The 17,986-nt window shown below is 30.4% G+C and carries 20 protein-coding genes; 13 read left to right on the top strand and 7 right to left on the bottom strand.

Annotated elements, in window-relative coordinates; all coding sequences use genetic code 11:
• Positions 1-36 precede the first annotated feature (36 nt).
• The 3 genes from ABNT22_RS09575 to ABNT22_RS09565 form a co-directional block, all read right to left on the bottom strand.
• Positions 37-369, bottom strand: a complete 333-nt coding sequence (locus ABNT22_RS09575) for a hypothetical protein (protein WP_348717201.1) — start codon at positions 367-369, stop codon at positions 37-39.
• A 43-nt stretch (positions 370-412) separates the two neighbouring features.
• Positions 413-802, bottom strand: a complete 390-nt coding sequence (locus ABNT22_RS09570) for an acyl-CoA thioesterase (RefSeq protein ID WP_348717203.1) — start codon at positions 800-802, stop codon at positions 413-415.
• Positions 803-866: 64 nt separating this feature from the next.
• On the bottom strand, positions 867-2,765 hold the full coding sequence (locus ABNT22_RS09565; RefSeq protein ID WP_348727084.1) for a VWA domain-containing protein: 1,899 nt from the start codon (positions 2,763-2,765) through the stop codon (positions 867-869).
• 251 nt (positions 2,766-3,016) lie between these two features.
• On the opposite strand from ABNT22_RS09565, the gene ABNT22_RS09560 reads away from it, so the two are divergent.
• The gene (locus ABNT22_RS09560) at positions 3,017-3,352 is read left to right on the top strand and encodes a hypothetical protein (RefSeq protein ID WP_348717207.1); all 336 of its coding nucleotides are present in this window, start codon (positions 3,017-3,019) and stop codon (positions 3,350-3,352) included.
• On the opposite strand, the gene ABNT22_RS09555 is transcribed toward ABNT22_RS09560, so the two are convergent.
• The gene (locus ABNT22_RS09555; RefSeq protein WP_348717209.1) at positions 3,345-3,752 is read right to left on the bottom strand and encodes a group III truncated hemoglobin; all 408 of its coding nucleotides are present in this window, start codon (positions 3,750-3,752) and stop codon (positions 3,345-3,347) included. The genes ABNT22_RS09560 and ABNT22_RS09555 overlap by 8 nt on opposite strands.
• Positions 3,753-3,821: 69 nt before the next feature.
• Between ABNT22_RS09555 and ABNT22_RS09550 the strand changes: the two genes are divergently transcribed.
• The 9 genes from ABNT22_RS09550 to ABNT22_RS09510 all read left to right on the top strand — a co-directional run bounded on the left by ABNT22_RS09550 (position 3,822) and on the right by ABNT22_RS09510 (position 12,896).
• The gene (locus ABNT22_RS09550) at positions 3,822-4,418 is read left to right on the top strand and encodes a Crp/Fnr family transcriptional regulator (protein WP_348717211.1); all 597 of its coding nucleotides are present in this window, start codon (positions 3,822-3,824) and stop codon (positions 4,416-4,418) included.
• Positions 4,419-4,491: 73 nt separating this feature from the next.
• Entirely contained in the window at positions 4,492-5,835 is a 1,344-nt protein-coding gene (purB, locus tag ABNT22_RS09545; protein WP_348717212.1) for an adenylosuccinate lyase, read from the top strand.
• Between the two features lie 4 nt (positions 5,836-5,839).
• Entirely contained in the window at positions 5,840-6,385 is a 546-nt protein-coding gene (locus tag ABNT22_RS09540; protein ID WP_348717214.1) for a GNAT family protein, read from the top strand.
• Between the two features lies 1 nt (position 6,386).
• A complete protein-coding gene (locus ABNT22_RS09535) occupies positions 6,387-6,818 on the top strand; it encodes a hypothetical protein (protein ID WP_348717216.1) in 432 nt (143 codons plus the stop codon).
• A 2-nt stretch (positions 6,819-6,820) separates the two neighbouring features.
• Complete coding sequence (locus ABNT22_RS09530; RefSeq protein WP_348717218.1) at positions 6,821-7,603, top strand: TerC family protein; 783 nt, start codon at positions 6,821-6,823, stop codon at positions 7,601-7,603.
• An 85-nt stretch (positions 7,604-7,688) separates the two neighbouring features.
• The gene (locus tag ABNT22_RS09525; protein WP_348717220.1) at positions 7,689-8,018 is read left to right on the top strand and encodes a hypothetical protein; all 330 of its coding nucleotides are present in this window, start codon (positions 7,689-7,691) and stop codon (positions 8,016-8,018) included.
• 28 nt (positions 8,019-8,046) lie between these two features.
• Positions 8,047-10,458, top strand: coding sequence for a TonB-dependent receptor (locus tag ABNT22_RS09520; RefSeq protein WP_348717222.1), 2,412 nt, complete (start codon positions 8,047-8,049; stop codon positions 10,456-10,458).
• Positions 10,459-10,462: 4 nt separating this feature from the next.
• Entirely contained in the window at positions 10,463-11,053 is a 591-nt protein-coding gene (locus ABNT22_RS09515) for a type 1 periplasmic binding fold superfamily protein (RefSeq protein ID WP_348717224.1), read from the top strand.
• A 148-nt stretch (positions 11,054-11,201) separates the two neighbouring features.
• Entirely contained in the window at positions 11,202-12,896 is a 1,695-nt protein-coding gene (locus ABNT22_RS09510; RefSeq protein WP_348717226.1) for a helix-turn-helix domain-containing protein, read from the top strand.
• 4 nt (positions 12,897-12,900) lie between these two features.
• Here the strand turns inward: ABNT22_RS09510 and ABNT22_RS09505 are convergent, their stop codons facing one another.
• Entirely contained in the window at positions 12,901-13,077 is a 177-nt protein-coding gene (locus tag ABNT22_RS09505) for a hypothetical protein (protein WP_348717228.1), read from the bottom strand.
• A gap of 298 nt (positions 13,078-13,375) precedes the next feature.
• On the opposite strand from ABNT22_RS09505, the gene ABNT22_RS09500 reads away from it, so the two are divergent.
• A complete protein-coding gene (locus tag ABNT22_RS09500; RefSeq protein WP_348717230.1) occupies positions 13,376-13,582 on the top strand; it encodes a hypothetical protein in 207 nt (68 codons plus the stop codon).
• Between the two features lie 77 nt (positions 13,583-13,659).
• Here the strand turns inward: ABNT22_RS09500 and lon are convergent, their stop codons facing one another.
• Positions 13,660-16,116, bottom strand: a complete 2,457-nt coding sequence (lon, locus tag ABNT22_RS09495; protein WP_348717232.1) for an endopeptidase La — start codon at positions 16,114-16,116, stop codon at positions 13,660-13,662.
• A 213-nt stretch (positions 16,117-16,329) separates the two neighbouring features.
• Between lon and ABNT22_RS09490 the strand changes: the two genes are divergently transcribed.
• Entirely contained in the window at positions 16,330-17,019 is a 690-nt protein-coding gene (locus tag ABNT22_RS09490) for a tetratricopeptide repeat protein (protein WP_348717234.1), read from the top strand.
• A complete protein-coding gene (locus ABNT22_RS09485) occupies positions 17,020-17,547 on the top strand; it encodes a YfiT family bacillithiol transferase (RefSeq protein ID WP_348717236.1) in 528 nt (175 codons plus the stop codon).
• Positions 17,548-17,549: 2 nt separating this feature from the next.
• On the opposite strand, the gene ABNT22_RS09480 is transcribed toward ABNT22_RS09485, so the two are convergent.
• Positions 17,550-17,975, bottom strand: a complete 426-nt coding sequence (locus tag ABNT22_RS09480; protein ID WP_348717238.1) for a LysM domain-containing protein — start codon at positions 17,973-17,975, stop codon at positions 17,550-17,552.
• Positions 17,976-17,986: the final 11 nt, after the last annotated feature.

Here is a 17,986-nt window from a genome sequence, read left to right as displayed (position 1 = left end):
TTTAGGGCTCTAAATGAGCGATACTTATATAATTAATTAAGCTTTAGGTGGTTGAAAAACACCGTTTAAAAAAGAAAAGCTATATGGACTTTGATAAAAATTAATTTCTTGTTTTAACTCAAACAAAGGAACTATTTTAAAGTCTGTATTTACAGGAATATATTCAGCAGAAAAACTAACTACAGTACAATGATGGTGGTGTTCTGTATCTTTATCTTCTTCAGAATCATTTTGATGATGAATTTCTTCATGTGCATCATCAATATCAACATGTTCCGTTAAACTATCATATACCACTACATCGTTATGCGCATGCAACGGAGGCATTAACAATAAAGAGGTTAACAATATGATTAGTAAGTTTTTCATGCTTATTTCTATACTACAAAAGTAACAAAGTTTTGTGAATTGGTTACTCGTTTAATCGATCTTTAACGTATTCAACCTTTGTTTTACCATGTGCTACTGGTTTTCCTTTATCATCTAAAGAAACCATAATTATTTTATCAATGGCAATTATTGTTTTACGTGTTATCTTATTTCTAACCTCGCAATTTAAGGTAATTGAAGACCTACCAAATTTTACAACCTCTATACCAATTTCTATAATATCCCCTTGCCTTGCAGAACTTACAAAATCAATTTCAGACATGAATTTGGTCACTGTTTTTGGTATTTCCAACTGAATAATAGCATACAATGCTACTTCTTCATCAATCCATTGCAATAAACGTCCTCCAAATAAAGTTCCATTTGGATTTAAATCTTCAGGTTTTACCCATTTTCTTGTGTGAAATCTCATATTACTTATTTACTACAAAGGTCTTCCAAATTCAATTTTTAAACTAATAACTACCATCTCTTTTTTAAATTTTACCATAGTATTTTCTGATAAACCATTCTAGAGTTAGTAATAATACCGCTACAAACAAAATCCATTTCCAATCAATTAAATTACGTTCTGTCTCATTTGAAGATTGAATGGTATAGTAGTTCTTGTTATTGATTAATGCAGCTTTTAAATTCTCAAATTCTGTCTTGTAAAACAAACGTCCTTGAGTATTACTTGCTAAATTTGCTAACTTATTTACATTGGCGTTCGTAAACTGCTCTTCTACTTCATAATCTGTTACTCTAAAAGTCCCTCTTCTATTGATCGATTGACTATCTACAGAAACTTTAAAATCATATTCACCAGGTAATACATCTTCTAAAATTGCTACGTAAGAATTACTTTTTAAAGACATTGGAAATCTTCTTTCTTCTCCAGTTTCTTTACTAGTTAATGACAACCATAGGCTTGCTCTACTATCAAACAAATAATTCTTATCTAAATAAAAAGCAGAGATTTGAATGCTTGTATTTGCAGGATATAACTTCTTATAAGTAACCTCTAATCGATTTCTTTTCTTGTTTGACGAAATGTATTGAATTATTGATCCTAAAAATGAATCAAACTCTTCAAACGAATCATTTCTTAAAAAGGAATTCGCCCTCCATTTCCAAATTCCCTCACCAAATAAGGTTGCATATTTGCTATTGGCTTTTTCAAAAGTAGCCAATAAAGGTTCATTAGATTTAACGCCTGTTATTTTTTGAAATAATAGCACTTGTGCTTCTTGATTTAAAGACAGTTTTCCAAACTTATCTTTCAATGGAGGAAATTGATTAAAACCTATATTTTTTTGTTGAAAGGTTAAAAAACTTTCATTGTAAAATGCTTCATAATTTTCAGATTGGCTAATGGCATTTTTTTGAAACCCTAATTCCCTTGAATTTAGATAGTTCCAATCAGTATTTTCTCCTGTAATAATTAAAAAATTGGACTTTAAACCTGAAAGAAAATCATTAAAGTAATTATTTGGTTGAAACAATATAAAAAACTGATAATCAGTGTTTTTTATTTTTGAAAAATCTCTAACAAAAACATCAACACTTCGCTTTTTATTACTTTCTAAAGCTCTTTTAATAGCTCCTAAATCAGGGTGTAAACTAGAAGCTAATATGGCTCCTTTTTGTTGTTCATCAATGACCTCAATAGAGAAATTTTTACGGTTATTTTTTGTGTTTTTTTCTCCTTCAATCTGACTAACGGATGCCGTATAAAAATGTGTTCCAACTTCATCAGATTCTAAATTAGCAACAACGGTTTTTGTATTATTTTTTGCTGATAACTTTATATTTTGACTAAATACATTACTCCCTTTTGTTGCAATTGAATACCTAACAGAAACTTCTTTTTTCCCTTTATAATGAATAAATGCCTCTACAGGGAACTTATTTTTTAAATAACTATATCGATTCACATTAAGCTGTGAAATTTGAACATCTTGGTAGGAAGTTGTATCACCAAAAGCAATTGGATATACACTCAATTTAGAATTGGTAAATTCATAATCATTTCCTATTGTTTGATTTCCATCAGATAATAATAAAACTCCCCCTAGACTTCCTTTTAACAACTCGTTTACCTCTTTTAAGGACTTGGATATATTGGTTTGTTTTTCAGTAAAATTTAAAGAATCGTTTGCCAACAACCCGTTTCCAAATCCATATTTTTTAATATCAAATTTGTTCTTCAATTCATCATCTTCAACTATGTTGGCAACAAATTTTTCTAAATTTTCATTTTCCTTAAAAAAAGGGATAGATGACGAATTGTCTGAAAGTATCGCTAAAATTGGTTTTTGATTAACTATGGAACTTACTGTTATTTTAGGGTTTAATAATAGTAACAGCAACAAAAACACACTAAGAGTTTTCAATACAAATAATAGAATTGTAATTTTCGGTTTTCTCTTTACCTTAAAAAAGTATTGAAAAAAAGCTATAAAAACACCTAAAAAAAGTGCCAGTAAAATATAAATGAGTGTAATTGTTTGCACGCAAAATCTTTTAAAATGTGAAGATAAAAATATCTCTTAAATAATTAAACTTAAACTTATTTTTCGTTTATGATTAGGGTCATAAACTTCTTAGGTATTTGCAAATAAATTTGTAGTAAAATATTTAAGGCATGAGTATCACTAAACAATTCACAGTAAACACTTCAATAAAAGAAAAATCTAGTTTTAATATAATTAATCTTATCAATAAAAGGATTGATCAAGAAAAAGAAAATGCTATTGGATTAGCTGTTGTATTTATCATGGTAGGAACCATGATTGCTTCTATTTCTGCCGCATTAGCCATACACGGTAAAATTAACTTATTTGCGCTAGTTTTTTCATGCATTACTGCAATGGGTGCTAATGCAACTGCTATTAGCCAACAACCATTTAAAACCATTGTATGGGCGTTTATAATTAATATTATTGGAAATATATTGTTGATAATATATCAACTTATGTAGTTGTTGGTTTGGGTTTCACTTCAAACATTCTAAAAAAGAGCATTGAGGCTATGTTTCGTGCTCTTTCTTTAGCTTCTGTAGCTTTATTACCATGAAAAAGCTCATCGATAGTTGTAAACCATAACTGAAGCCATCGTCCAAAATGTTCTTGAGAAATGACATGATTAAACTGAGCATCTACATCTTTATGAGCTTTCATTGGATTACCTTTAAATTTTCTAACAAAGAATAAATTGGTTTCCCAAAAATCAGTTAGTTTTTGAAGATGATCTTCCCATTCTTCTTCTGAAATTATTCTTAAAAATATAGGGCCAATGAAATCATCCTTTTTAATTTTATCGTAAAAAGTTGAAACCAATAAATAAACATCTGCTCTATTTTCTATTTCCTTTGTTTTCATTTCTCTATTTTAAATAATTCAAAGCAAAAGTATATCTTTATACAATTGCAATTTATGACTTAAATCATAATGATACCACAAGAAATTTTACTAAAATACAATGCAACCTTAAAAACATTTGAGAAAGATGTTTCCCTCTTCTCCGAAAATGACTCTGCTCGTTATTACTATCAAATTGTGAGTGGAGCCGTTAAGATGAATAATTATAATGAAGATGGTAAAGAATTCATTCAGGGTATATTTTACAAAGAACAGAGCTTCGGAGAGCCTCCTTTGTTTATTGATATCAAATATCCGGCAAGTGCAGTTACTTTAGTTACCAGTCAAATCTTATTGGTTCCTAAGCAATATTTCTTTCAATTGTTAAAAGAACATCCAGAAATACATTTAAACATTACCCAAAGCCTAGCCAAAAGACTGTATTACAAGGCTATTATAGCCTCAGAAATATCTAGTCAAGAACCTGCACATAGAGTACTTAGATTTATTGACTATTTGAAAACAGATGTTTCTAAGGTAACTGGAAAATTTACATTTAAAGTAGCTTATACAAGACAGCAAATAGCAGATATACTCGGACTTCGCGTAGAAACCGTAATAAGGGTAATTAAAAACCTTGAAAAACAAGGAGAATTAAAAATTGTAAAGCGAAAAGTTTATCGTTAAAATTACTCTACAATTATCAACTGAAAAAGAATAGTATTTTCTATTTTTGTGCCTTTCAACACAACAACACATCATGAATTTAACACATTTAAACGCCATCTCTCCTATTGATGGTAGATACAGAAACAAAGTAGAAAAGTTAGCTGATTATTTCTCAGAAGAAGCACTTATCAAATATAGAGTGAAGGTAGAAATCGAATATTTTATTGCTTTGTGTGAAATACCTTTACCACAATTAGCTGATTTCAATAAAGATTTATATCCTGAGTTACGTAAAATCTATGGATCTTTTACAGCAAGCGATGCACAAAAGGTTAAGGATATAGAAAGTGTAACAAATCACGATGTGAAAGCAGTTGAATATTTTATTAAAGAAAAGTTTGACGCCTTAGGTTTAGACAAGCATAAAGAATTTATCCATTTCGGGTTAACTTCTCAAGATATTAATAACACTTCTGTTCCTTTATTAATTAAAGATGCAATGGAAGAGGTGTACTTTCCTACTTTAGATAGTCTTACAGCAAAATTAGCTACTTTGTCTGAAGAATGGGAAAACATTCCTATGTTAGCGCGTACCCATGGACAACCTGCTTCTCCTACAAGATTAGGAAAGGAGTTTTTTGTTTTTGTAGAACGTGTAAATCAACAAGTTTTATATTTACAAAAAACACCACACGCAGCTAAATTTGGCGGAGCAACTGGAAACTATAATGCTCATAAAGTTGCATATCCTTCAATTGATTGGAAAAACTTCGGAACTCATTTTGTTGAGGAAATTTTAGGACTACACCATTCATTTCCAACAACGCAAATTGAGCACTATGACCATATGGCTTCTTTGTTTGATGGTTTAAAACGTATCAACACTATTTTAATAGACTTAGATAGAGATGTTTGGACTTATATCTCTATGGACTACTTCAAGCAAAAAATTAAAGCAGGAGAAGTTGGGTCTTCTGCGATGCCTCATAAAGTAAATCCAATTGATTTTGAAAACTCTGAAGGAAACTTAGGAATAGCCAATGCTATTTTTGAGCATTTAGCTGCTAAATTACCTATTTCTCGTATGCAACGTGATTTAACAGATAGTACTGTTTTACGTAATGTGGGTGTTCCTTTTGGACATACAATCATTGCTTTTACAGCTACATTAAAGGGGTTAAATAAATTATTGTTGAATGAAGCTAAGTTTGAAGAAGATTTAGAAAATAATTGGGCAGTTGCTGCAGAGGCTATTCAAACAATACTTAGACGTGAAGCATATCCAAATCCATACGAAGCATTAAAAGGATTGACTAGAACTAACGAAAAAATCACGCAGCAATCTATTGCTAGTTTTATTGATACCTTAGATGTTTCAAATGATATTAAAGAAGAATTAAAACAAATAACTCCATCAAACTATACAGGAATTTAAATTGATGATAATTGCCACTGGAAATACGATTGTTTTAAGAGATTGGTTAGATACCGATTTCTTAACGTATAAAAATTGGCATCATCAAAAATTTGAATGGACGAAGTTAAATGGTCCCTATTATCCTATTAAATCATTAGCAGAGTTAGATAAGGAGATTGAATACTTAAAAATTGATTCTAAAAAGAAAAAGAGAATCGTAATAGCCGATAAAAACACCAACCATCTTATTGGTACTGTTAGTTGGTATTGGCAAAGTGAAGAAACTCATTGGATTTCTGTAGGATTGGCTATTTTTGATAATAGTTTTTGGGGTAAAGGTATAGGTCAGGAAGCATTGGCTTTGTGGACTAGTTATTTATTTTCCATTTTTCCAAAAATAGTACGATTAGATTTACGAACTTGGTCTGGAAATATGGGTATGATAAAACTCGCAGAAAAATTAGGTTTTAAAAAAGAAGCTATTTTTAGAAAAGCAAGAATTGTAAACGGTGCATATTATGATGCTCTTGCTTATGGAATTTTAAGAGATGAATGGAAAAACAGATAAAATGATAAAAACAATTTTTAGGAACTTTTTAATGTTGTTTGCTACAGCACTTCTTTTTAGTTGTGCCGCCGAGAAAAAAGGAGACCCAACTCGTTTTAAATATGGTACTTTTGAAATACCAGCAGGAGATAACTATGGTAAAACTGTTATTGTTAGAAAAGATAGTTTACAAATAGAACGCTACACTAAAAAAGTAAGCATATCTAAAGACAATACTGTAACCGAAAAAGAAGAGGTGCATATAGATACACTTTATATAAAATGGAAGAATAACTTTGCATATCAATTGCGAATGAAAAGTCCGAAAACAGATTTAGATAAAGATCCTATATTTGTGCAAATAACAAAAGTAGCTGATAGCTCATACAATTTCACAGCGAGAATTGGCTATTCTAACTTTAAACAAAAAGGAACCGTTTACAAAGTAAAATAACTATGGAAATATTTTTACAACCAGACACGTGGGGTGCTTTAGTAACCCTTACATTTTTAGAAATTGTTTTAGGAATAGATAATATCATATTTATTTCTATTGCAGCTAATAAGCTTCCAGAAAACCAACAAAAGAAAGCAACTAACATTGGGTTGGTACTGGCGATGTTACTACGTATTGTTCTACTTTTTGGAATTTCGTTGCTTATCGCAATGAATTCTCCACTGTTCCATATAGATGTTTCTTGGTTTAAGGCAGGAGTTACGGGACAAGCATTAATTTTATTTGCAGGAGGTATTTTCTTACTATATAAGAGCACTAAAGAAATTCATCATAAGGTAGAAGGTCATGAAGAGGGAATTGATGAAGGAAAACCGAAAAAAGGGTATAGTTTATCGCAAGCTATTGTACAAATTACTTTGATTAATATTGTTTTTTCTTTCGATTCTATTTTAACAGCAGTCGGAATGACCAATGGTGTTGAAGGAGCTATGATGATTATGGTTGCCTCTGTTGTATTGTCGATGATTATCATGATGCTATTCGCAAATCCTGTTGGTAAGTTTGTAAACAAACACCCTACTATACAAATGTTAGGATTATCTTTCTTAATATTGATTGGATTTATGTTAATTGCCGAAGGAGCACATTTATCTCATGCAAAATTATTTGGAGAAGAAGTAGGAACAATTCCTAAGGGGTATTTATACTTTGCAATCACCTTCTCATTGGTTGTTGAAATGTTGAATATGAGAATGAGAGGAAAATCTCAAAAAAAGGATTAAGGCATTTTTAAGAAATAAAAAACAAAACCGGCAAGGGCTTTCCTTGTCGGTTTTGTTTTTTTTTATACATTTGTCTTGAACACTTATGTTTATTAATTTAAAGAAACATATAGCCCTTTTAAGCATCTTTGTATTACTAATTCCTTCTGTAGTACAAATTTCGCATGCATTTGAGGAACATGAACACACGATTTGTACCTCTAAGTACGATCAGCACTTTCATGAAGATGATGTAGACTGTTCAGAAATACATTATCAACTAAAAGTTTTTAACCATGATATTTCTTCAGGTTATGAACTTGTTTCTTTAGATAATTTTAAATCACGATTTAACTTACAACCGCAATTTATTTCGGTTTCTCATGTTGTTAAAACACTTCCTAGGGCACCACCCTGTAATTTAGTTAATACTTAAATTAAATAAATTACAAATAAAATCTTAAATGAAATCAAAACGTATTATTTTGATTTTTTTGTTTTTGTTAAGCTTTAACATTGCAAAAAGTCAAAATTGTAAGCATACATTTTCTGGTTTGGTTGAGGATTTTCATGATAAATCTCCAATTGTAGGTGCAACGGTTATTATTAAAAACCAAAACAAGTATGCTACAACTAATTTTGAAGGGAAATTTTCAATTAACAATGTATGTTCGGGGAAAATAGTAGTCGAAATATCTCATGTTGCTTGTGAAACGCAAACTATAGAAATTAATATTTCTAAAGATATTTATAAGATTATTGATTTAGAGCATCATATCGAAGAGCTTAATGAGGTTACTGTAGCGGGAAGTTCTAAAATAGAGGCTACAACTATTCAACAATCAATTTCTAAACAAAAAATTGAAAGCTTTACTGATAAATCTTTAGGAGATGCCTTAAACACAATTAGCGGTGTGTCATCTTTAAACACTGGAAATTCTATAGTAAAACCAATGATACATGGTTTGCATAGTAGTAGACTTCTAATTGTAAATAATAATGTACGCCAATTTGACCAAGACTGGGGCGAAGAACATGCTCCTACTATTGATATTAATGCTGGTGGCCGAATTGAAGTTATCAAAGGCGCCAATACGTTAATGTATGGAAGTGATGCTATTGGAGGCTTGATATTAATTAAACCTCAAAATTATTCTGCAAAAGATAGTCTATTTGGAAGTACGTCAATGTCATTAAACACTAATGGTAGAGGTGGTAATATTAACTCTGAGCTAGTAAAAACCTATAAAAATGGATTTTACGTAAAGGTTCAAGCAAACTATAAAAGGTTTGGAGACTTTCAAGCAAGAGACTATCAACTATCTAATACAGGTGTAAATAACATCAATGCTTCTTTTAGATTAGGCTATAAAACTTTTGAAAAAGGTTTTGATGCTTATTATAGCTATGTTGACAATACCATTGGAATTTTAAGAGCATCGCATATAGGTAACGTAAACGATTTAGTTTTAGCTATTAATAGTGGACAACCTAATTTTGTGGATGATTTTTCATATAACATTAATAATCCTAGACAAGAAATAGTACATCATTTAGGTAAGATTGAAGCTTACAAACGTTTTAAAGGCTTAGGAAAATTATCACTTCAATATGATTTTCAAGTTAATAGACGAAAAGAATTTGATTTAAGACGTGGAGACAGAAAAAATATTCCTGTGGTAGATTTAAGATTATTCACTACTTCTTTACAGCCAAATTTAATGATTGATAGATACGAAAACTTAAAGTTAAATACTGGTTTGCTATTACGTTATCAACAAAATGACGCTGTATCAGGTACTGGAGTAAGTCCTTTAATTCCAGACTTCGATCGATACGAAGCAGGTATCTATGCAACTGGAACTCATAACTTAAATGAAACTACAGAATTAAGTGCTGGTTTTCGATATGATTTTTCTCGTATAGAAGCTACTAAACGTTACAGAGTTACAGATTGGGATGAAACATATAATTATGATGAATTATTTCCAGAGTTCCAATCAAATGCACCCGTAAGCGGTTCTAGGTATTTAACATTCCCTAAGTTTTCATTTCATAATTTTTCTGCAAGTTTAGGTTTCATAAAACGCTTTGATAATAACTATGAATTTACATTCAATTATGGTTTAGCGTCAAGAACACCGAACCCTTCAGAACTATTTAGTGATGGTTTACATCATGGTACAGCTAGAATTGAAATTGGACGATTAACACTTAACAAAGAAGTAGCCAACAAGTTTGTAGCTTCTTTTCAACGCAATAATCAAAATTTTGGTTTCAATATTAGTCCTTATTACAAACGTATAAATGATTTTATACAATTAATTCCAATAGGAACCACTACAACGATTAGAGGTGCTTTTCCTGTTTGGGAATACAATCAAATTAACGCACAAATATTTGGGGTAGATATTGATTGGAATAAAAAAATTAGCAACTCTTTCAATTATGAAGGTAGTTTAAGTTTACTACGAGGAGATAATTTATCAGACGATCTTCCTCTTATTCATATGCCAGGAGCTAATTTTTCAAATACAATAACATATCGAAATGAGAAGATAAATCAACTTAGTGTTGGTTTAAAGCATGAAACGGTATTTCAACAAAACAGATTTCCCGATTACAACTTTTTTACACTAAACCCTATAACACAAGAAAATGTTTTTGTAGACATTAGTTCTACACCACCTACATATTCTTTATTTGGTTTGCAAACATCGATGGTTTTTAAACCATTCAAAAAAACAACTATGAAAGTAGAGTTTAATATCGAGAACATGTTTAATGTTTCTTATAGAAACTATTTAAATAGGTTACGATATTTTGCAGATGAAACAGATAGAAATTATAATATAAAAATAAAATTCAATTATTAATATCATGTCAAATTTTAAATTAAAGTCTTTAAATACAATCAAATTATTAGCTATTTTATTCGTAGCTGGATTATCATTCACTGCTTGTTCTGATGATCACGATCATGACGATCATGACCATGAAGGTGAAGTTATTACAACTTTTACGTATACATTAACGAATACAACAAACAACGCCGATGTTGTTACTTTAACTTTCGAAGATTTAGATGGTGAAGGAGGTCAAAGCGGAACTTACACTATTTCAGGACCTTTAACTGCTAATGCTACCTATAATGGAGCTGTTGAGTTACTAAACAAAACGGTACCTTCAACTGATGATGAGTACAATATTACCAACGAAGTAAAAGAAGAAAGTGATGAGCATGAGTTCTTTTACTCTAGTTCAATTGCTGGAATAACTATTACTAAGACCGATAAAGATAGTAAAAACAATCCTTTAGGAGTTGAAACAACAGTTGCTACAGGAGCTGCTGGTACAGGTACTTTAACTGCTTTATTAAAGCACGAACCTACTAAACCAAATGACGGAACAGCTGCTGGTGCAGGAGGAAGTACAGATATTGAAGTAGTTTTTAATATTACAGTACAATAAAAGTTTTTCTCATATATAAAAAAAGCTCCTTTTCGTAAAAGGAGCTTTTTTTATTGAAAATAATCTTAACAATTTTATGACACTTCTCTTTAAGGTTACAATTTATTTTTTTTCTTTGTAAGTAACTAACTGTTCAACTTCAACTAAAATGTCAAAGTATACACTCCTATTGCTGTTCACATTTTTATCTAACACCTTACTATATTCCCAATCTGAAAAAGACGATTTAAAGAAAATTAAGAGTAAATTCTACTTATACAATGATATTGGAATCGACAGTTCTATTTACTACATGAATAAATTATTAGAAACCAAAGAAGTTGAGTATAAAGTTTTTGGCTATGCTGCTATTGAATATTTAAAAACTAGAGAAAAACATAAGGTTGATATTAATTTTTTTAAAGACAGTATTAGCAAATACCTCTCGCAAGTTCCTCAAGTAAAAGATAATTATAACATACTTTTTGACACGCACATATTAATTGGAAATACACATAAAAGAAGAGGTCTTTTAAATTCTGCTTTAGAAAACTATATCATAGCAGAAAACTACGCACTTTTATCGAATGATATTGCTAGAACCATTAAAATTAAGGGTAATATAGCGCTCATTTATCAAGGCATGAATGAACTTAAAAAAGCCATAAACAAAGGAAAAGAAACACTTAATTTAGTAGAAATAAACAAAGAAGAATTAAACAATAAATATTACGGCCTTAAGCGTAAACGAATATTTAATCTTGCCGCTATTTATTCTACACTATATAATAACAACCCTACTAATAATACATTTGCTGATTCTACGCTTTACTATTACAATTCTGTTCTTAATGATAAAAACTATAAACTCAACCCATATTACAAAGGAAAAGCCTATTATGGTTTAGGAATCACCTACTCTATCAAAAAAGATTATAATAAAGCAAGTGAGTTATTTGAAAAAAGCTTGGTGTTTTTTAAAAAAGCCAATTCAGATTTGTACATGTATAAAGGTTATTATAATTCAGGATATAATTATTACTTGTCAAAAGACTATGTCAAAGCTAAAAACAACTTCTTGGCAGCTATTAGCTTAAAAAAGGACACTGTTTTAGATGATGATTATATGAATATGCACCAACATCTTTCTGATATTTACTCTAACGAGAAAAATATAGATTCGGCAAAATATTACTTGGATTCGTTTTTATTAATTCATGACAAGTTATCTTCTCAAAAAGAAAAACAACGCAAAAAAGCTTACGAATTAGGTAAAGAAAATGATTTTAATAAAAAAATAGACTCTTTAACCACAAAAAATATCAAAAGAACCTATATATATAATGGTATTGTATTCATTTTAGTCATAATTTTAATTACCATTAGCTATTTTGTAATTAAGAATAAAAGAGAAAAGAAAGAAGCAAACAAAAGACTTAAAGAGTTGTTATCAAAAAAGAAAAGTACTAACAATGCAATGATAACTTCTAAATTCTTAAATATCAATGATTCTCAAAATGAACAAATAATACAGGGCTTATTAAAAATAGAAGAAACTCATTACTATTTAAAAGAAGATTTTAATTTATATAATGCCGCTAAAAAAATCGGTACTAACACTACATATCTCTCAAAGGTAGTGAAGGAACATAAAAAGATGAGTTTTAGTGAGTATACCAATGAGTTAAGAATTAATTATATTGTTGATATACTAACCCGTGATAAAAAGATTAGAGCATATACAACCCAAGCTATTGGAGAGATTGGCGGCTATAAAAATGCCAAATCATTTACACGTATTTTTAAGAAATATACTGGAATAACTCCCTATCAATTCATAGAAAAAATTAATAAGGAGTTGTAATTTTTTAAATACAAGCTGGATCGTTCTTTTTCACCAATAATTTAGTCGTTGGATCTAATATGAAACAATCTTCTTCTCCTTCTGTATCATATTTTAACTTTCCATTCTTCGCCATAATTTTTGATTTTTCACTTGAAGTTAATTCATATGCTTTTAGCGATTCGATAAATAAATGTTTCATAACGTTTGATTTAGATTTGATTTATTTCAATAAAGTTATGTTTTTTTAAGTATCGTACATCCGTATTTTAATCAAGTTGACAACACTATAAATAAATAGATTCAAAACATTGAAAAACAGCACTTTAAAAATAAATTATATGTGGCACTTTTTTTAAATAATCCCACCTTATTTTATAAATAGCACCTTAATCGCCTTCTTTTTATGCTTAGAAGTACAAATATTTGCTTGTCAAATTTATACAATGCGGAACCTGAAAAGCATACAAAAGAGTAAGGAAATCTAAAATTAATTAACCATGCTAAAATCAATTTTAAACTTAGGGGTGTCTTTAAACAAAGTAGAACAAAAAAATATTCATGGAGGTGGACCAGGAAGTCCATTTTGGTGCAATAATCCAGCTAACTGGGGTCCACATCCAAAAGCATGCTTAAGAGGTCAAGAACGTGTATACAATGCTGCTTTAGGTTATTGTGTTTGTAAATCTAAAGCTGTAGATATGTAAATCGTTACTTTTAAGGGAAATATCTATTCAAAAAAAACTTCCATTAATAGGTGAATCATTAATGGAAGTTTTAATTATTATACTAATTTCTTAGCATTCTTAACTTTCTGCTTGGTAAGTGCTATTTCTATTACCTCGCTCATTTCTGTTACATAGTGGAATTTCAATCCTTTCAAGTAACTCTGCTTTATTTCTTCAATATCTTTCTTATTATCTGCACACAGTATAATCTCTTTGATATTTGCTCTTTTTGCCGCTAATATTTTTTCCTTGATTCCACCTACAGGTAATACCTTTCCTCTTAAAGTAATTTCACCTGTCATTGCAATCTTACTCTTTACTTTTCTTTGGGTAAATACCGACACTAACGATGTAAGCATCGTAATACCAGCACTTGGTCCATCTTTAGGAGTTGCTCCTTCTGGTACATGAATATGAACATCATATTTATCTAATACCTCTGACTTTATACCAAATTCTTCAGCATTCGCTTTTATATACTTCATGGCAATTGTAGAAGACTCTTTCATAACGGTTCCTAAGTTTCCTGTAATTGAAAGCCCTCCCTTACCTTTTGATAAAATCGATTCAATAAACAAAATATCTCCTCCTACACTAGTCCAAGCCAAACCTGTTACCACACCTGCAGTATCGTTATTTTCATACTTGTCACGTTCTAATCTTGCAGGACCCAAGATAGTTTCAATGTCATCATTTGTTAAAGAAACACTATACTCCTCCTCCATCGCTATTGACTTTGCCGCATATCGTACAACTTTAGCCACTTGTTTTTCTAAGGTACGAACTCCAGATTCACGTGTATATCCTTCTACAATTTTTTCTATCTGAGTCTTGCCTAACTTCAAATGCTCTTCATTCAATCCATGCTCCTTTAATTGCTTTGGTAATAAATACTTTTTAGCAATCTCAACTTTTTCTTCTATTGTATATCCGGTAACATTAATAATCTCCATTCGATCACGCAATGCCCATGGAATTTGATTGATATTATTTGCTGTTGCAATAAATAACACTTTAGACAAATCGTAACCAACTTCTAAATAATTATCATAGAATTCTGTATTCTGCTCTGGATCTAGAACTTCTAACATTGCTGAAGAAGGATCTCCTTGATGACTTTGACCTAATTTATCAATTTCATCTAATACAAATACTGGGTTTGATGTTCCTGCCTTTTTAATGTTTTGAATTAAACGTCCCGGCATTGCTCCAATATATGTTTTACGATGTCCTCTAATCTCTGCCTCATCTCGAAGCCCTCCTAAAGACATACGAACATACTTACGTCCTAAAGCTTCCGCAACCGACTTTCCTAAAGATGTTTTCCCAACTCCTGGAGGTCCATACAAACAAATAATGGGCGACTTCATATCTCCACGAAGCTTTAAAACCGCTAAGTGCTCGATAATACGTTCTTTTACCTTTTCTAAACCAAAATGATCTCTATCTAATATTTTTTGAGCCTTTTTTAAGTCAAACTTATCCTCTGAGTATTCTCCCCAAGGTAATTCTAACATTAACTCTAAATAGTTACGTTGAACACCATATTCAGCCATTTGAGGATTCATTCGCTTTAATCGATTCAACTCCTTTTCAAAAGACTCAGCAACCTCTTTATTCCATTTTTTACTCTTCGCCTTTGTACGCATTTCATCAAGCTCCTGATCATGCGATACTCCACCTAATTCTTCTTGAATAGTTTTTAACTGCTGATGTAAATAATACTCTCGTTGTTGCTTATCTAAATCAGAACGTGTCTTTGATTGAATATCATTACGCAATTGTAGCTTTTGAAGCTCTTTATCTAAGTTTTTAAGCGTTAATAATGCACGTTCCTTCAAGTTGTCTTTCTCTAAAAGAACTTGCTTCTGTGCTACACTTAAATCCATATTAGAAGAGATAAAGTTTACCAAAAATGAATTTGATTGAATGTTCTTTATCGCAAAAGAAGCTTCTGATGGCAACATTGGGTTTTCTTTAATAACCTCTAGAGCCAAATCTTTAATAGATTCGATAATAGCATCAAACTCTTTTTGATCATCAATCTCTCTTTCATCAATAGCTTCATGTACCTTTGCCTTTAAATAAGGCTCTTCCTGAATAATTTCATCAATTTCAAAGCGTTTTTTACCCTGAATAATAACAGTAGTATTTCCATCAGGCATTTTTAAAACTCTTAAAATTTGCGCTACTACCCCTGTTTTATGAATATCGTCTAAAGACGGATTCTCCACATCACCATTCTTCTGTGCTACAACTCCAACTACTTTATCTCCTTCATTTGCATCTTTTATTAATTGAATTGACTTATCTCTTCCCGCAGTAATAGGAATTACTACTCCTGGAAACAACACCGTATTTCTTAACGGTAGTATTGGTAATTCAGAAGGAATTTCTTCCTTATTCATGTTTTCCTCATCTTCTGGAGTTAACAAAGGGATCAACTCAGAATTTTCGTTAAAAACATCTTGAAGCGACAAGTTGTCTAAATGTATAATTTTTGATTTACTCATAATCTTAATAAACTGTCATACTGACATTTTAAAAACATCGCAATCATTGTTTTTAAAATATCTTTAGTTATAAATAGCTTATAAACACTAAGTTTAAAAGCATTCACTTTGTTTTCTTCTACAATTAGGTCAATTCTTATGCCAAGCTTATTTTATTTTTTCCTGTAACTATTTTATTTTTATATCGTCATATAATAAACTATGCCATACACTATGAAAGCTAAACTTTATATCTTTTCTTTATTAAGCGTCTTACTTTTTGCTAGCTGTTCTTCTAAAAAGAACTCTGATGATTTTATCAATCAAGTATCGGGTCGATACTATTTCAACGCAGACGAAGTAATTGAGGTACATTTTGAAAACAAAGAACTATTATTAAAATGGAGGAATCAAAATTTAACTCCTCTAAAGGTAAATGATACTTCATTTTATGTACGTGAATTGAATGAGAAACTTTTATTCGACATACACAACAACCTAATTAAACTTGCAGAAAAACGAGAACATAAAGACGCTAAGTATGTATTTCAAAAGTTAAAAGAAGGTGAAAAAACACCGAGTGAATATTTAGCAGAAGACAATTATGAAAAAGCGTTAGAAGGTTACAAAAGAATTAAAGAGAAAGATAGTTTAAATCCGGTTATTCGCGAACGTGCTTTAAATAGATTAGGTTATAAATACCTTAGAAATAAGGAATATGAAAAAGCTATGAATGTTTTTAATATCAATATCACTTTATATCCTAAAAGTTCAAACACCTATGATAGTATGGGAGATGCTTACTTAAGAAAAGAAGACACTGTTCAAGCAATTGCATACTACAAAAAAGCATTGGCTATTAATCCTGAGAATCGAAGTTCTAAAAGAGCTATAAAAAGATTAACACAAAAAGAAAAGGAATAAATGGATGAATTAAAATATCCTATTGGTAAACCAGATATTCCAAATATAATTACATCAGTCCATCTTAATCAATGGATTGATGTATTAAAGAACTTTCCTTCAAGACTAAGCAATCTAGTAACAAATTTATCTGAGGAACAATTAAACACTCCTTATAGAAAAGATGGATGGACTATTAGGCAAGTAATTCATCATTGTGCAGATAGTCATCACAATTCATATACAAGATTTAAATGGACATTGACCGAGGATCAACCAGTAATTAAAGCTTATTATGAAGATCGTTGGGCTGAATTGACAGACTATATGGCACCTATTCACCTATCTATAGACCATTTAAAGTCATTACATGCTAAATGGGTGTATTTACTCAAAAACTTATCAGATACCCAATTAAATCAATTCTTTATTCACCCAGAAGGTAATGAAAAAGTTAGTTTAAAAGAGAATATTGGAATATACGCATGGCATTGTAATCACCATTACGCACATATAGAAAATTTACTAATCAAGAAAAATTGGATTTAAAGCTAGTGCTCATGTTTCAAAACACTAATATCACCTTTTAAAAACTCTTTCTTTTCTTCCATATTATGAGCATAACCAACTATAATTTCTTTACCGACGGTCATTGCTTTTAATACTTTAGCATTGTTTAATAACTTGATATCTTTTACACTAATATCATATTTCTTTGCTATTGAAGTAATTGTTTCCCCTCTTTTAACAACATGACTTAACGTAGGGTCAAAAATTTCATCCTCATCATCATCTTCAAAAACAATAGCTTCCTTAACTTTCTTTGGCAACTCCCTAGTTACCTTACCTGTTTTTAAATTAATGTAAGCTGGTTTGCCTTTGAGAGAAATCAAACTCCAACCTTGTGGTAATTTCAGTTTTTGAGAATAAATAAATGTAGCGTTGAATAGGAGAAAAATTAGCAATAGTTTTTTCATAATTTAAGTTT

Source organism: Tenacibaculum sp. 190130A14a (assembly GCF_964048965.1).
GTDB classification, from domain to species: Bacteria; Bacteroidota; Bacteroidia; order Flavobacteriales; family Flavobacteriaceae; genus Polaribacter; species Polaribacter polynesiense.
This window is presented reverse-complemented; position numbering and strand designations above follow the sequence as displayed.

Bases quoted from the DNA above. Each gene is read 5' to 3' on its own strand.
- ABNT22_RS09575 (WP_348717201.1), bottom strand. From the start codon at position 369: ATGAAAAACTTACTAATCATATTGTTAACCTCTTTATTGTTAATGCCT.
- ABNT22_RS09570 (WP_348717203.1), bottom strand. From the start codon at position 802: ATGAGATTTCACACAAGAAAATGGGTAAAACCTGAAGATTTAAATCCA.
- ABNT22_RS09560 (WP_348717207.1), top strand. From the start codon at position 3,017: ATGAGTATCACTAAACAATTCACAGTAAACACTTCAATAAAAGAAAAA.
- ABNT22_RS09555 (WP_348717209.1), bottom strand. From the start codon at position 3,752: ATGAAAACAAAGGAAATAGAAAATAGAGCAGATGTTTATTTATTGGTT.
- ABNT22_RS09550 (WP_348717211.1), top strand. From the start codon at position 3,822: ATGATACCACAAGAAATTTTACTAAAATACAATGCAACCTTAAAAACA.
- purB (WP_348717212.1), top strand. From the start codon at position 4,492: ATGAATTTAACACATTTAAACGCCATCTCTCCTATTGATGGTAGATAC.
- ABNT22_RS09540 (WP_348717214.1), top strand. From the start codon at position 5,840: ATGATAATTGCCACTGGAAATACGATTGTTTTAAGAGATTGGTTAGAT.
- ABNT22_RS09535 (WP_348717216.1), top strand. From the start codon at position 6,387: ATGATAAAAACAATTTTTAGGAACTTTTTAATGTTGTTTGCTACAGCA.
- ABNT22_RS09530 (WP_348717218.1), top strand. From the start codon at position 6,821: ATGGAAATATTTTTACAACCAGACACGTGGGGTGCTTTAGTAACCCTT.
- ABNT22_RS09525 (WP_348717220.1), top strand. From the start codon at position 7,689: ATGTTTATTAATTTAAAGAAACATATAGCCCTTTTAAGCATCTTTGTA.
- ABNT22_RS09520 (WP_348717222.1), top strand. From the start codon at position 8,047: ATGAAATCAAAACGTATTATTTTGATTTTTTTGTTTTTGTTAAGCTTT.
- ABNT22_RS09515 (WP_348717224.1), top strand. From the start codon at position 10,463: ATGTCAAATTTTAAATTAAAGTCTTTAAATACAATCAAATTATTAGCT.
- ABNT22_RS09510 (WP_348717226.1), top strand. From the start codon at position 11,202: ATGTCAAAGTATACACTCCTATTGCTGTTCACATTTTTATCTAACACC.
- ABNT22_RS09505 (WP_348717228.1), bottom strand. From the start codon at position 13,077: ATGAAACATTTATTTATCGAATCGCTAAAAGCATATGAATTAACTTCA.
- ABNT22_RS09500 (WP_348717230.1), top strand. From the start codon at position 13,376: ATGCTAAAATCAATTTTAAACTTAGGGGTGTCTTTAAACAAAGTAGAA.
- lon (WP_348717232.1), bottom strand. From the start codon at position 16,116: ATGAGTAAATCAAAAATTATACATTTAGACAACTTGTCGCTTCAAGAT.
- ABNT22_RS09490 (WP_348717234.1), top strand. From the start codon at position 16,330: ATGAAAGCTAAACTTTATATCTTTTCTTTATTAAGCGTCTTACTTTTT.
- ABNT22_RS09485 (WP_348717236.1), top strand. From the start codon at position 17,020: ATGGATGAATTAAAATATCCTATTGGTAAACCAGATATTCCAAATATA.
- ABNT22_RS09480 (WP_348717238.1), bottom strand. From the start codon at position 17,975: ATGAAAAAACTATTGCTAATTTTTCTCCTATTCAACGCTACATTTATT.